Source organism: Agrobacterium sp. A3-95, from assembly GCF_053521785.1.
Genome location: NZ_JBNWDR010000011.1, coordinates 13,575 through 26,814 on the forward strand (window position 1 = coordinate 13,575; position 13,240 = coordinate 26,814).

Sequence of the window (13,240 nt, forward strand, 5' to 3'; positions counted from 1 at the left end):
AGCTGATATTCCCTCAGATCGGTACCCTCATTTCGGGGTATTGGAATAGGGATTAATAAGGCGAAGTTGGATTGCACGGGCCGTGGCGGCAGCCTTCGTCAGACAACCCAGTTTGAAACGGGCTGATTTCAAGTAGGAGGCGATGGTGTGTTCGGATAATCCCAAAATCACAGAAATGCCTTTCGCATCGTTGCCCAGCGCAGTCCAGTGAAGGCATTCCAGCTCACGCGGACTCAGTTCTGGCATCGGCTCTGCGTCACCGAAAACTTCAAAAACTGCCCGCTGGTGAATAAGATGGGCCAACTCGATCCATTCGGCACGATCTTCGTGTACGATATTCGACCATTCGTTCGCAAGCGCGAATGAATTCAGGGATAGAAGCGCGCGACGAGACTTATCGAAAATCGGAATGGAGAAACCGCTGGGGCCTACTCCATGTCGCATGGCATCTGCGAGGAACTCAGACGCCTCTGGCGAGGCTTCGATCTCTTGCCAGTCGAATGGCAACAACCGCGAGAACCCATGTTGGACAATTGGATCGACGAGCACGTATCCCCGCAGCAGATACCGCGAGACCCAGGCATCGTTATAGGTGGTTCGGACGAATGGAGCATCGACAAGATGCGAGGTTGTTTGGGATAGGTGATACGTCACGAAGTCGATCTTATAGGCAGATTGAAATGCTCGGATTGCTGCCGCGGTATCGGATGCAGCGCGTATATCCTCAAAGGTCTGCAACAAGCGACGTGACTTTATTTCCAATCTATTTGGGCTCCGTTGGTGGAACAGTCAATTAGGTGTGGCAACCTGCAGAAAGCAGCACCCAGTCATGCTTACCGTGTAACGTTATAACATATCGCATAATCAGCATTATGGAACAATCCTTCAAACTGCTGGTTCGTTGATGATTGTCCGCGCGGGAAGAAAAAAAGTTGCCACGGAGTGACCCGGCACACATCAACCAAAGCAACATTTGAGTCCGCTCGTGTCCGGTTTCGGACATCAGAGAAACAAAATCGAAAATACGCTTGCAAAGGCATCTGTAGATTGAGCGGTCGTCAAATCGCCTTAGCCATATTCAGACTAGGGTTATGAGCCGAGCCGCTCGTGATACTCGCTATATTTCATCCCGTTCATTTCAAACGACCTTCTTCGCGCGACCCCTTCGGGTGGAGCAGCGATCACTCCACCCAATCAGGTTGTCCTTACCATCTAGGCTCACAGCTTCCTCGAAGAGCCAACCTCGAAGATCTAGATCAACCAAGCGTGACAATTGCCTCCCGTCTCTGGATGAGATGATATATCCGGCCCTTGAACGCCTTGAATACATCGTCACTCACTGTACGGGCTTCGACGCGGTTCTGTGAATTTACAGCTTCTTCGATAGCAGCCAAAGACGGATAATCGATCTCGACCATGAGGGCTATCGACGGTGCACCGGGATCACAATCCGCACTCCGCATAACACGCACTTCCATAGCATGTGGCATCTTCTGCCACAAAGGCACAAGACGTTCCTGGACTTGACGGAACACCTCCTCTTCCTGGCCCGCTTCGAACTCCCCTTCCAGTATGCCATAGCGGGTATAAATTTGCTGTGTGGTCTGCATGATGAAACCTTTCATTGTCGCGTAAGAGTATAAAGCGCGCTCGTTTTCAGAGAGATAGCTAGAGTCACATCTGGCGAAGACGTTCCATTTCGCCTTCGAATTCAGATTCCACGTAGATACCGCCTTGAGTGAATTCGGCCACGGAGATTGTGGCGCCCGCCTGGGGATAGGGATCCCGGGCGAGAATATCGGCGGCGTAGTCCTCCGCCCGATCCACGGGACGGTATCCCAGCTTTTCAGCAGTGCCATTATCGTAGAAGCAACGGGCGTTGTCGGAGACGCCGTAAACCACAGCAAATGTCAGTAACGGATGGCTCGCACCGATGGCAACCAGTTGCGCGAGATCCCTCGGGCTGATCCAGTTCGACAACCTTCGCCTGTCCAGAGGCTGGGTCTCGCAGGAGCCGATGCGTACGCACAAGACTTGCATGCCATACTTGTCGGCGAAATAGGACGCGGCGAGTTCGCCAAACGCCTTGGTCACGCCATACCGGCTGTCGGGCCTAAGATTGATCCGGTCGTCCAGCTTTCGCGAACGGGGATACATGCCGACTGCATGGTTGCTACTGGCATAAATCACACGATGGACACCTGCTGCGCGGGCAGCCTCGAAGACGGCCAGGCAATTGGTGACATTGCCCGTCACCTGATCTTCCCATGGGCCATCGACCGTACAGCCAGCGAGATGCAGGACCGCCTGGCAACCGCGCATGGCTTCGCCTAGACCGGCGACGTCGGACAGATCGCCCAGGACGACCTCGTCACCGGCCGTGTCAGCCGGAGAGGCCCGATCGAGCAGGCGTAGCGAAAAGCCGTTTTCACGCAGATGGGGGCGGATCTTAGACGCAACGCTTCCAGCGCCGCCGGTGATGAGAATGGTTCCTCTGTGGCTCATTTTGGATATGTTTCCTGTTGGTACAAAAGACGGGAACGGAGCATGGTAGCCATTAGGCCTGTCGCCTGATCAAGCGTTCGATGGCGGTATCGTCGAAGGACACGCCCCAGCCTGGCGTGATCGGAACCGCCGCACAGCCATCGGCATCCAATGCAAGCGCCTCTCCATAGACGGGTTCAAACCATGGCATGTGTTCGAGATAAGTGGCATTGCGCATCGTTGCGAGCAGCGGCAGGCTCATTTCGGTAAATAGGTGAGACGAAACCGGTATGTCGAATGCCTCGCACAGGTGCCCTGCCTTCAGGAACTCGCTCGGCCCGCCCATTCGCTGCAAATCCGGCATCAGCACATCGGCAGCGCCGGCCTGCAACATTCTGAGAATGCCGCGATGGGTGTGAACATTTTCGCCGCTCGCGAGGGGGGTTTCCAGCGACATGCGGATCTCTGCCTCGCCTTCGTGATCGTGGCAGGCAATCGGTTCCTCGAACCATTCGAGATCGAACTCCTCCAGCATCCGGCCAAGCCTGATCGCCTGTTTGCGGGTCAACTGCTGGGCGAGATCGACCATAAGCCCGATATTCGGGCCGATAGCCTCACGGACAGCGCGGACGCGCGCAACGCTGTCGTGGGAATCACCAGGCGCAAGCCGCAGCTTTATCGCGGCAAACCCCTGGGCAACGAGAGCGCCCGCCTCGCGCTGCAAAGAATCGAGCGTCCCTCCGAACCAAAGGCCACCACTGGCGTAGACCGGCAGCCGGCTGCGACAAGCACCGATCATGTGCGCGACGTTCAGACCGCACGCTTTGGCACGGACGTCCCACAATGCGCTTTCCACGGCGGAAAGCCCATGGACCGTGATGCCGTCATTTCCCAAAAAATTCAACGCATGCCAGGAATCTGCGTTGAGCTTGCCGCCTTGCGCCAGGTCCAAGCCAACGACAAGCGGCTCAAGGCTTCGAACCATTTCGTCGAGGACCGCAATGCGACGGCCGCTTACGGCGTGAATGAGGCCTTCCCCCACGAGGCCTGCCTGGTCAGTTTCCAGATAGCACAGGACGCAGGTGGTGAAATCGATCTGACCCACTTGGGTCAGAATCGGACGGAACGGCACGTTCACAACCTTGGTACGCAAACGGGTAATTTTCATGCGTTTGAACTCCTTGCCGGACGGCGGACCGCGAAGGCCCCGCCCAGCTAGTTATGAAGGATTTGGCCAAGGAACGATTTCAGCCGTTCGTTGTCCGAGTTTTGGAAAAAGGCTGCGGGACCGCCTTCCACGACGATCTCTCCGCGCTCCATAAAGATCACGCGATCCGCCACGCTGCGGGCAAAGCCCATTTCATGCGTGACGCAAATCATCGTCATGCCGTCCTCGGCGAGGCTCACCATAGTGTCGAGTACTTCACGGACCATTTCTGGGTCCAGTGCCGAGGTCGGCTCGTCGAACAGCATCACTTTCGGCGTCATGCACAGGGCACGGGCAATGGCGACGCGCTGCTGCTGACCGCCCGATAGTTCTGCCGGGTATTTACCGGCCTGCTCCGGAATACGGACGCGCTCCAGATACTGCATGGCCGTCGCAGCCGCATCGACCCTGGACTTCTTTCTCACCCGCATCTGCGCCAGCATGCAGTTTTCGAGGACGGTCAGGTGGGGAAACAGATTGAACTGTTGAAACACCATGCCGACTTCGGCGCGCACTGCATCAACATTGCTGCCTCCGGCATCAAGATCGTTGCCGTCGACGACGATGCGACCCTTTTGGAATTTTTCTAGCCGATTGATGCAACGAATGAGCGTGGATTTGCCAGAGCCGGATGGACCGCACACCACCACCCGTTCCCGCTTGGCGATTTGAAGGTTGATATCCTTCAGCGCATGAAAGGCGCCGAACCATTTCTGCAGATTTTCTATGCTTATGATATTGTCCAGTAGCGCGTGGTGGACGACTGGGGGAATGGCTTGGGGCGCCGAACCGGATTGAAGCATCGTGGATGGTCTCCGCTTTGGGATCGAAAACGACCGGCGGCGCGTGCTGCCGGTCGTCTCATTGAGGACAGGTGTTACTTCAACTGAATTGGAAGGGCCGCTTCGTTCTCACCATTGTCGGGCAGCTTGGCGATCTCGCCGCCCACCCATTTCTTGTAGAGAACGGCCAGTTCGCCACTTTCGACCTTCTTGGCTACGAAACCATTCAGATAATCCACCCACTCGCGGGAACCGGGGCGAACGGCAAAGGCATTGAAGGCCCGCCCGAGCAGGATTTTCGGAACGAACTTGCCTTCACCTGCGACCTTGGCGATATTGGCCACCTGCGTCGTGGCACTGCCGGTCAGATCAACCTGACCCGAGATCAGCGCCTGGATCGTGTTGGAATCGTCATCGAAGCGTTGCAGGATGGCACCCTGCGGCGCAGCCTTGGTGATGGCGATATCCTGCGGCGACCCGCGCACCAGACCGACCCTCAAACCCTTGAGGTCTTCAAAGCTCTTCACTTCGAGATCGGCCCGGCCAATGAAGACATTGTCATTGTTGACGTAAGGACGCGAGAACAAAACGACTTTCTGCCGCTCTGGAAAAATACCCATGACGGCGGCCAGTAGGTCGACCTGACCGGTCAGCAGAGCCGCCGTGCGGTTGGCGGGCGTCACAGGCGTGAACTCCGCCTTGACGCCAAGGTCTGCGGCGAGCATTTCGACGAGTTCGATATCGAAGCCAGTCAGCTTGCCGCTCGCATCGGGAAAGCCCCACGGCACCTGTGCCACCTGTGATCCGACCTTCAGAACACCAGCCGACTTGATCTCGGCAATGCTTTGCGCTTGCCCGTTTACCGGCGATGCCAGTGCGGTAACGGCAACCGTCAGTGCCAGTAAGCCCTTCACCATCCCGGCATGCCAGCCTCTTGTTTTTGCATTTGAAACACTCATCAATTTCTCCTCCTCTTGATGATGATTACGACCGCGCCGTGTAACGCTTCTCCAAACGTGCACTGAGGGTCGATAGCGGAAAGCAAATCGCGAAGTAGAAAGCTCCCGCGATTCCGTAGACCAGCAGCGGCTTGTAGGTCGTACTGGATACGATCTGCGCCGAGCGTGACAGCTCGACGAAACCGATGATGGCGGCAAGTGAAGTGCCCTTGATCAACTGCACCAGAAAACCGGTGGTCGCTGCCAGCGAATAGCGGAAGGCCTGTGGCAGAACCACGTACCGCATGCGGTCGATATAACCGAGCCCGAGCGCTAGTGCGGCTTCGGTCTGCCCCCTGGGCACCGCCTGGATGCCGCCGCGCCAGATTTCTCCGAGGAATGCGCTGGCATGAAGCGTTAGACCGACGCTCGCTGCCGTCCAGACGCTGACCTTAAAGCCAAGAATGGGCAATCCGTAAAACACCAGGAAAAGCTGCATCAGCATCGGCGTTCCCTGGAAAAAATCGATGAAGATACCGACGGCAAATCTCAGCCCTTTCCAGGTAGACGTTCGTGCAAGAGCAACGAAAAGTCCGCCGATTCCTCCGCCAAGGAAGGCGATAAAGGAAAGGATAACCGTCCATTTTGCGCCCTCGACAAGAAGAAAGATCGCATTCAGATCAACGTCTCGTACCATGATCCATCCCCTCACTTGACCGGATAAGAAAGAAACAAATGATTGATGGATTTAAATATGGTCGCGAAAATATACGACATAACGAAGTATAGAATGGTTGCGACGATATAAATCTCGAAGCTTCTGAAGGTTATAGTGTCGATGGACTGGGCCGTGGAGGTCAGTTCTTCCGCGGAGATGGAGGACACGATGCTCGTCGTCAGCAGCACGAGGACGAACTGACCGGACAAGGCGGGAAAAATCACACGCAATGCAGGTTTGAGAACGATGTAATAGAAAACCTGAATGGGTTTCAGACCGAGAGCTGCACCAGCTTCAAACTGCCCGCGCGGCACCGCTTCAATACCGGATCGCACGATCTCCGCCGAGAAGGCGCCGCAGTTCAGCGACAGCGCGATCACCGATGCCGTCCACGGCGTCAGGCTGACACCGAGCGACGGGAGACCGAAGAAGATGAAAAGGACCTGCAGCAGAAAGGGCGTGTTGCGGATAATCTCCACGTAACATGCCCCGGCGATTCGAAAGGCCGCAAATCTGCTGCGACGAGCCATCGCCGTCACAATTGCCAGAACGAAAGCAATCATGACGGAAGTGGCAGTCAGGCCCAACGTCAGCAAGCTGCCGTTGAGCAACTGGTTCCAATAGGGAACCAGACTAGAAAAATCGAAACTATAGGTCATGGTCGAGCGGCTCCTCCTCCGCGCGGATCATCCTGCGTCTGAAGTGTTGTTACCCTTTTTGCCAAGACGACAATGTCCCGCCCGCCTGGGATTGATTTTCCGGAATCACTGCGGGCATGGGATAGTCGGCCTCGTTCAACACGAAGCCCGGACGCAGGGAAAAATCGAACCGCGGCGGCGAAAACACGTCGATCAGCCTGGCTTCGTTTGCATCTACGTTGCGGGTCGTATGGACCAACGGCGGCGGAATGATCGTCACCGACGGGCTGCCAATTTCCGTGTGTTCGTCCGGATGCCAATCGCTCAGATTGCCACCCCACGGATATCGAATGTGGTGCACGAACGTGCCCTGAAGCCCGAGCGAAGCCTGTTCGAAATCGTCATGCCAATGCGGGCTCATTGCCGTCGTATCGCGCACCGCATGCCAAGGAACGAAGACGTTGATCATGAGGTTTGTGGAACGGAAGATGCGCGGCTGGATCATGGGACCGTCCGGTTTCGCGAAACGGCCGAGATCGTAGGAACGGATTTTGAAGCCGTCGACCGGGTCCGGCCAAGCAACCAGCGGGGCAATGTTGGCGATGGGCAGTGCGTAAATGTCGGCATTTGCGGCCTGGTCTGCGAGATCTTCGGCGCGATTGGAAAAAATACGCACAACCGTCCCTGCGGATTGCAGACGGATGGTGGTTTTGCCGGGCGGCAGAATGCTCAAGGTGTCGCCAGCCACCGTATGTTCTTCGGTTGCGGATGTCAGCGTGGCACCCTCGCCCTCGGGCAGAAGCAGCATGTATTCGTCGGAATTGTCCTCGCGCGCCAACAGAGTGCCAGCACGCGCTTCGGTGATGACAACTACCATGTTCGCGCCGCGCGTAATCCACGTGCTAACGCCGTCCGGCTCTTGGATCTGCGGCGGATTTTCATAGTGCCGAGCATAGGTCGGCCGGATGTAAGAAGATGCAGTCATTGACGTTTCCTGTTTCGCAAACGATGTTCGGGGTCAGGCCAGCGTGTAGGATGTTTTCACGACGGTGAAGAACTCGGCGGCATACGTGCCTTGTTCGCGCGAACCGAAGGAGGAGGCCTTGCGTCCGCCGAAGGGGACGTGGAAATCGACGCCGGCGGTCGGCAGGTTGACCATCACCATGCCGGCTTCCGAGTTGCGCTTGAAGTGCGTGGCATGCTTCAGGCTCGTCGTGGCAATGCCCGCCGACAGGCCAAAGGGCGTATCGTTGGCCATCGCAAGCGCCTCCTCGTAGTCCTTCACCCGAATAACCGCAGCCACCGGTCCGAATATCTCTTCCCGGCTGATCCGCATCTGGTTGGTTGCTTCGGTGAACAATGTCGGCTGCAGGAAGAATCCGGGCGTTTCGCGCTCGACCAAGCCGCCACCAAAGGCGATCCTGGCACCTTCCTGCTGCCCGATTGCGATATAATCGGTGTCCTGTTTGAGCTGAGTTTGGTCCACGACCGGGCCGATATTGGTGCCGGCCTTCAATGCATCGTCGACCACCAGTGTCTTCAGCTTGTCGGTCAGGGCGGTCACGAATTTATCGTGGATCCCCTGCGTTACGATCAGTCGCGACGACGCAGTGCAGCGCTGGCCGGTGGAAAAGAAGCCCGAATTGGCTGCCGCATCGACGGCGACCGTCAAATCGGCATCGTCCAGCACGACCATGGGGTTCTTACCGCCCATTTCCAGCTGGAACTTGCGGTTATGCGCTATGGAGGCCGCAGCGACGCGCTTTCCTGTGCCAGTCGAGCCGGTGAAGGTGATGCCGGCGAGGTCAGGGCTGTCGAGCATAACCTGGCCCACGACGGCCCCCTTTCCCATCACGAGATTGAGCACGCCCTTGGGCAAGCCCGCGCGGTGCAGAATATCGACGATTGCCCAAGCACAGCCCGGCACCAGTTCGGCCGGCTTGAAAACGACGGTATTGCCATAGCAGAGAGCTGGCGCGATCTTCCATGCCGGAATGGCGATCGGGAAATTCCAAGGTGTGATGATGCCGATGACACCGATCGGTTCGCGGGTGATTTCCACACCGATATTCGGACGAACCGACGGTAGCGTTTCCCCGTTCAGGCGCAGGGTTTCACCGGCAAAGAAATCGAAAATCTGCGCGGCGCGGATCGTTTCGCCGATGGCTTCGGGCAAGGTCTTGCCCTCTTCCCGAGCAAGAAGCCTGCCCAGTTCGTCCTTCCGGGCGAGAATCTCGTCGGCCGTCTTTTTCAGGATCGCGTGACGCTCCAAAATTCCGGAGCGGGACCATCCGGGAAACGCAGCCTTGGCCGCAGCGATGGCGGCATGGGCATCATCGACACTTGCACGCGCATAGACACCGACGACGTCGCGTGTGTCGGAAGGGTTGACGTTCTCGACGCCATCGGACCCGACCCATTCGCCGGCCACTAAGTTTTGATGAAGTGTCATCTCTCGTGTCCTTCCTATCGCCATTGAACGCGGCGGAACGGAAGGACTTCGATGTCCTTCCAGACGTTCCCGCGGTAGTAGATTTCGCTTTCGATGTACGCATCGAGCGCGGCGCGGTCGGGAAACTCACAAAGAACGATGGAGCCAATCATCTTCCCGTCCGGATCGATCAGCGCACCGCCGTCGATAATGCTTCCATCCGCCTTCATTTCGTGGATGCGCTCCATGTGTTCCAGGCGCGCTGCCATACGTTTCTCGAGCGTGCCTTCTGCCGTGTCGTCGCGGGCAATGATCGTAAACTGCATGATATCCTCCCCTACTCGATAACCGGCGCCGGCGACGGCGGCTGCAGGGCAAAACCCCTTGCCGCATAGTCGAATTCATGAAGCTGGTTGACCGTCTCCGCTTTGTTGACGGGCGAGGCGTAATAGGCGCGGATCTCGCGTATTTTGGTGATGTCTTCGTTGAAGACATACCATTCGTCCCCGCGCAACACTTCGCCCAGCGCCGTCTTCCAGTGCGTCCATTCGATGACAGCTTCGATGCCGTCCTCGCGTGCCAGTACCTTTTCGATCGTCCAGCGCGAACCCAGTGTTTTGACGCACCACACCCAGCCATCGGCAATGGCTGTCGCGCCACGCCACGGCGCGCCCGGAAGCCCGGGGGGGAAATAATGGATGCCGTCTTCAGTAAAGCAATCGAGGAGACCCTGATGGTCCGCCTCGTTGCAGGCTTGGAAATAGCGCCTGATCAGCGCCTCGGCCTTTTCGGCTGGTTTCGGATAAAACGACATGTTGCGTTACTCCGCCGCCTGCCTGGAACGCCACTCATCATATTCCTTCAGCGTTTCTTCGTTCGGCGGATAGGTACCCCAGAGCGATGCGCCAGCGTCTATCTTGGTGTAGAGGAATTTCTCGCGCTGCTCCTGCTCATATGAATCCGCAGCCACTTCCGCCGCATATTTGCGCGGGATCACGACGACGCCATCACTGTCACCGACGACGATGTCGCCCGGATAGACCGCGACACCCGCACATCCGATTGGCTGCTGCATGTCGATGGCGCGGTGGTAGGCCGGACGCGTCGAGGCAGTATTGCCAAGGCAGTAAGCCGGGAACTGCATTTTGGAGATTTCCGTGCCGTCACGAAATGCGCCGTCGGTGATGGCTGCGGCAACACCTTTGCGCTTCATCCGAAGCACTAGCATGTTACCTGCCGAAGCCGCTCGGGGATCATTGCGGCTATCGATGACGAGCACCTGGCCGGCTTCGATCGCCTCTACGGCTTCCCACTGGATATTGTCTTCACCGCGCTTCTTGAGATCACTCAGATCCCAATCCTTGTCCTCGCGCGACGGAATAAAGCGCAGCGTGAAGGCTTCGCCGGCAAACGACTGCGCATCATCACTGAGCGGCTTCAGACCCACCAGAAACTGCTGGCGGAAGTTTCGCTTGAAAAGCTGCGTGGTCAGCGTGGCCGTGCTGCAAGCCTTCAATTTGTCGAGGGTATCTTGGGTTACTTCGATCTTGTCAGTCATGGTCATTCCTTTCGGTCTACGCGCAGGCGGTTAAGCCGCTGGTTTCTTAAGTTTCAGGATTCCGCCGGAGAGCGGCGCGAGTTCGAGAACGTTCGGTGACAAGGCGATACGATCGGAACCGATGAGGATCGTGTCGGAGGTCCCCTTGACGGCCATCGCGGAAGGGGCGGGAACGGGAAGTGGGGCGGAGAAGCGCAATGTGCCGTCGGCCGCGTGGCAACTCACGAGCCAACGGTTTGTATGGCTAAGCCAGACGTCGCCATCGCTATCGATGGCGAGGCCTCCGATTTCCGTCGGCCGCTCACTGAGCGGTAGCTCGCTGTAAGCAGGCGGCGAACGCGGGTCTGTACAATCGATGGACAACAATCTTCCGCTTTGTGCGCAAAGGGCATGAAGCACATGGCCGCCGTTGCCGGTCGCAATTCCTGCCCGGACGGCGATGTCGGACGCCAGCAATTGGCTGTTGCCCTCCGCATCGAGAGAAAACAGGGAACCGTTTCCCTCCTGACCTTTAACGGCGAGGATCAGCATGCCCGACGGCGTCTGATGGAGATGCCGCGCATTTTCGAGAACATCTGCTTCCATGAGCTTGGAGGCAGGCGTGTCATCGCCACTCGGCACCACGCGCCACAGCGCACCACCGGAAACGGTCAGAAGTGCATCCCGCGCCGCATTAAAGCACAGCCCGTAGACCGGCCCCTCAAACCAGCTGACAACTTCGCTGTCGCTGCCCGTAAGACGACGAACGCAGGCCCCGGCGGGATCAACCCAAAAAAGCCTGCCTTCGTCATCATCGAACAACATGGAGCGGACTTCAAAGGACTGCACATCGTAAACGGTAATTGGCCGTCCTGCAAAATTGCCGACATTCCTTGTCAATCTCGACGCCGCACTGGCGCGCAGCTGTTCCGAAATGGTTCTGGAGGCCGACTGCAGGACCGAAGCTAGTTCGTATAACCTTTCGTCGATCATTCGGTAGGCCGGACCCGTTATGCTGATCGAAGCGATCGCGTCGCCGCCGGCATCGTAGATCGGAACCGAAACGCAGCGGACTCCCTCGATGATCTCGTTGTCGTCGATGGCAAATCCACGGGCTTGAATCGTCCGCATCTCCGCGCGCAGATCCGCTGCGTTCATGATCGTGTTGGGCGTATAACGGCTGAATTCGATCTGCGCGATCAATCGGTCCTGTTCCAATTCGGGCTGGAACGCGAGCAGTGCCTTGCCGAGACCTGTGCAATAGAGCTGCTTCTTCTCACCGAGCGCCGAGGCAAATTCGCGTGCGCCTCGTCCTTCCCACCGCGCTGTTGCCTGCTGGAAATCGCCGTTCATGACGCCGAGATTGACGTTCTCGCCATAGGTGTCAGCGATGCTTTTGAGAATGGCGGAACTGACGGCGATTAATTCAGAGCTTCGGCTAATGCTGCCGGCCAACGCGGTGAACTTGGGACCCAGAATGTAGGACTGATCGCGCCGGTCGGTGGCAATGAAACCGCGCGAACTGAGCGCCGACAAAATCCGGTAAAGCGTGCTCTTAGAGAAGCCAGTACGGGCGGAAAGATCCTTGAACTTAAGCCGCCGCTCGGTTTCACCAACATATTGCAGGATGTCGAGAGATTTATTCAGAAGGCCGGTACCGGGCACATTTCCGGAGTTATCAACAGGGTTTTCGTCCTGTTCCAGCTTTGTCGGATCGCTCATAGGATATCCTTACCCAAAACAAGGTCATATTTTTCTGAAAGGAGAATTTTCTTCAAGAAGGCGATACCTCGGGCGGCGCCGTCGGCGGAAACGCGATGAGTGCCGAGCGGATCGCAGACAAATTCGAGATTGCCCGCAAGGTCCCGGTCCAGAAGATCGGCCTGCAACCGGACGCTCTCGCTGTAAGGCACGATTTCGTCACGGCCGCCATGCCAGAGGAAGAGCGGTACATTCGCAAGACGCTCAAGTCTGTCGCCTTCGATCTGATATGGCCGCAGGCCCGAAAGCCGCCGGTCGTGCTCCTGACGGGTCTGGCTATCGTAACGGCCAAGCGGCGGAAAAATCGTTCGGGCGGCGTCGAGGTAATATCCCGATCCCATATAGCTTGCCGCAGCCGTTACCCAGTCATAGCGCGCCGCACATCCGAGCGTGACAAAACCACCCATGGATGTTCCTGCAACCCCGATGCGACCCTCCGCGATCAGTCCGCGCGTCTGGTAGAAATCCCGGTAAAGCTCGAGTTCGTCTATGTTCTGCTTCAGCAGATCCCAGAACAGACCCAGCCGTTCCTGATCGTTGCCGTTGAACCGCGCCCCGTGTAGATTGGCCTCCGGCAAGATGGCCCTCATCCCGTTCATCGCCAGGAGATAGGCGAAGAATGCACTGGTTTCCTTGGAATTGCGGTAACCGTGATAGAAGAAGACCACCGGCAACGGTGTGTCCATGCGGCCTTGCGGAGCGGCATGAATGGCAGGAATGTTACCGATCTTGTCTTCGAACATC

15 protein-coding genes are annotated in these 13,240 nt (G+C 57.3%); all 15 read right to left on the reverse strand.

All coding sequences use genetic code 11. The features are described from left to right. Positions 1–27 precede the first annotated feature (27 nt). The 15 genes from ACQZ5Y_RS23740 to yjfP all read right to left on the reverse strand — a co-directional run bounded on the left by ACQZ5Y_RS23740 (position 28) and on the right by yjfP (position 13,239). Entirely contained in the window at positions 28–762 is a 735-nt protein-coding gene (locus ACQZ5Y_RS23740) for a helix-turn-helix transcriptional regulator (RefSeq protein WP_121557908.1), read from the reverse strand. A gap of 494 nt (positions 763–1,256) precedes the next feature. After that, positions 1,257–1,610, reverse strand: coding sequence for a hypothetical protein (locus tag ACQZ5Y_RS23745; RefSeq protein WP_233283743.1), 354 nt, complete (start codon positions 1,608–1,610; stop codon positions 1,257–1,259). 64 nt (positions 1,611–1,674) lie between these two features. Then, positions 1,675–2,505, reverse strand: a complete 831-nt coding sequence (locus ACQZ5Y_RS23750) for an NAD-dependent epimerase/dehydratase family protein (RefSeq protein WP_121557907.1) — start codon at positions 2,503–2,505, stop codon at positions 1,675–1,677. A gap of 52 nt (positions 2,506–2,557) precedes the next feature. Continuing rightward, the gene (locus ACQZ5Y_RS23755) at positions 2,558–3,652 is read right to left on the reverse strand and encodes a mandelate racemase/muconate lactonizing enzyme family protein (protein WP_121557906.1); all 1,095 of its coding nucleotides are present in this window, start codon (positions 3,650–3,652) and stop codon (positions 2,558–2,560) included. 47 nt (positions 3,653–3,699) lie between these two features. Next, a complete protein-coding gene (locus ACQZ5Y_RS23760; protein ID WP_121557905.1) occupies positions 3,700–4,494 on the reverse strand; it encodes an amino acid ABC transporter ATP-binding protein in 795 nt (264 codons plus the stop codon). A gap of 74 nt (positions 4,495–4,568) precedes the next feature. Then, positions 4,569–5,432 (reverse strand): transporter substrate-binding domain-containing protein, encoded by an 864-nt coding sequence (locus ACQZ5Y_RS23765; protein ID WP_162995349.1) that lies wholly within the window; start codon positions 5,430–5,432, stop codon positions 4,569–4,571. 25 nt (positions 5,433–5,457) lie between these two features. After that, positions 5,458–6,108 (reverse strand): amino acid ABC transporter permease, encoded by a 651-nt coding sequence (locus ACQZ5Y_RS23770; protein ID WP_121557904.1) that lies wholly within the window; start codon positions 6,106–6,108, stop codon positions 5,458–5,460. An 11-nt stretch (positions 6,109–6,119) separates the two neighbouring features. Then, positions 6,120–6,788: an amino acid ABC transporter permease gene (locus ACQZ5Y_RS23775; protein WP_121557903.1), complete on the reverse strand. Its 669-nt coding sequence runs from the start codon at positions 6,786–6,788 to the stop codon at positions 6,120–6,122. A gap of 49 nt (positions 6,789–6,837) precedes the next feature. After that, positions 6,838–7,752, reverse strand: a complete 915-nt coding sequence (locus ACQZ5Y_RS23780; protein ID WP_121557902.1) for a cupin domain-containing protein — start codon at positions 7,750–7,752, stop codon at positions 6,838–6,840. Positions 7,753–7,785: 33 nt separating this feature from the next. Beyond that, positions 7,786–9,219 carry an aldehyde dehydrogenase family protein gene (locus ACQZ5Y_RS23785; protein ID WP_121557901.1) on the reverse strand — a complete coding sequence of 478 codons (1,434 nt, stop codon included), beginning with the start codon at positions 9,217–9,219 and terminating at the stop codon, positions 7,786–7,788. A gap of 14 nt (positions 9,220–9,233) precedes the next feature. Beyond that, positions 9,234–9,524, reverse strand: coding sequence for a YciI family protein (locus tag ACQZ5Y_RS23790; protein ID WP_121557900.1), 291 nt, complete (start codon positions 9,522–9,524; stop codon positions 9,234–9,236). 11 nt (positions 9,525–9,535) lie between these two features. After that, positions 9,536–10,012: a nuclear transport factor 2 family protein gene (locus ACQZ5Y_RS23795; protein WP_121557899.1), complete on the reverse strand. Its 477-nt coding sequence runs from the start codon at positions 10,010–10,012 to the stop codon at positions 9,536–9,538. Between the two features lie 6 nt (positions 10,013–10,018). Next, positions 10,019–10,756 (reverse strand): RraA family protein, encoded by a 738-nt coding sequence (locus ACQZ5Y_RS23800; protein ID WP_121557956.1) that lies wholly within the window; start codon positions 10,754–10,756, stop codon positions 10,019–10,021. Between the two features lie 30 nt (positions 10,757–10,786). Next, positions 10,787–12,457: an IclR family transcriptional regulator domain-containing protein gene (locus ACQZ5Y_RS23805; protein WP_121557898.1), complete on the reverse strand. Its 1,671-nt coding sequence runs from the start codon at positions 12,455–12,457 to the stop codon at positions 10,787–10,789. After that, complete coding sequence (gene yjfP / locus ACQZ5Y_RS23810; RefSeq protein WP_233283753.1) at positions 12,454–13,239, reverse strand: esterase; 786 nt, start codon at positions 13,237–13,239, stop codon at positions 12,454–12,456. Before yjfP ends, ACQZ5Y_RS23805 begins: the two co-directional genes overlap by 4 nt. Between the last annotated feature and the right edge of the window lies 1 nt (position 13,240).

What these genes read in the sequence shown, in the direction of transcription:
- ACQZ5Y_RS23790 (WP_121557900.1), bottom strand. Translation starts at nt 9,524, where the DNA reads ATGCAGTTTACGATCATTGCCCGCGACGACACGGCAGAAGGCACGCTC.
- ACQZ5Y_RS23745 (WP_233283743.1), bottom strand. Translation starts at nt 1,610, where the DNA reads ATGCAGACCACACAGCAAATTTATACCCGCTATGGCATACTGGAAGGG.
- ACQZ5Y_RS23775 (WP_121557903.1), bottom strand. Translation starts at nt 6,788, where the DNA reads ATGACCTATAGTTTCGATTTTTCTAGTCTGGTTCCCTATTGGAACCAG.
- ACQZ5Y_RS23750 (WP_121557907.1), bottom strand. Translation starts at nt 2,505, where the DNA reads ATGAGCCACAGAGGAACCATTCTCATCACCGGCGGCGCTGGAAGCGTT.
- ACQZ5Y_RS23755 (WP_121557906.1), bottom strand. Translation starts at nt 3,652, where the DNA reads ATGAAAATTACCCGTTTGCGTACCAAGGTTGTGAACGTGCCGTTCCGT.
- ACQZ5Y_RS23800 (WP_121557956.1), bottom strand. Translation starts at nt 10,756, where the DNA reads ATGACTGACAAGATCGAAGTAACCCAAGATACCCTCGACAAATTGAAG.
- ACQZ5Y_RS23770 (WP_121557904.1), bottom strand. Translation starts at nt 6,108, where the DNA reads ATGGTACGAGACGTTGATCTGAATGCGATCTTTCTTCTTGTCGAGGGC.
- ACQZ5Y_RS23785 (WP_121557901.1), bottom strand. Translation starts at nt 9,219, where the DNA reads ATGACACTTCATCAAAACTTAGTGGCCGGCGAATGGGTCGGGTCCGAT.
- ACQZ5Y_RS23795 (WP_121557899.1), bottom strand. Translation starts at nt 10,012, where the DNA reads ATGTCGTTTTATCCGAAACCAGCCGAAAAGGCCGAGGCGCTGATCAGG.
- ACQZ5Y_RS23760 (WP_121557905.1), bottom strand. Translation starts at nt 4,494, where the DNA reads ATGCTTCAATCCGGTTCGGCGCCCCAAGCCATTCCCCCAGTCGTCCAC.
- yjfP (WP_233283753.1), bottom strand. Translation starts at nt 13,239, where the DNA reads ATGTTCGAAGACAAGATCGGTAACATTCCTGCCATTCATGCCGCTCCG.
- ACQZ5Y_RS23765 (WP_162995349.1), bottom strand. Translation starts at nt 5,432, where the DNA reads ATGAGTGTTTCAAATGCAAAAACAAGAGGCTGGCATGCCGGGATGGTG.
- ACQZ5Y_RS23805 (WP_121557898.1), bottom strand. Translation starts at nt 12,457, where the DNA reads ATGAGCGATCCGACAAAGCTGGAACAGGACGAAAACCCTGTTGATAAC.
- ACQZ5Y_RS23780 (WP_121557902.1), bottom strand. Translation starts at nt 7,752, where the DNA reads ATGACTGCATCTTCTTACATCCGGCCGACCTATGCTCGGCACTATGAA.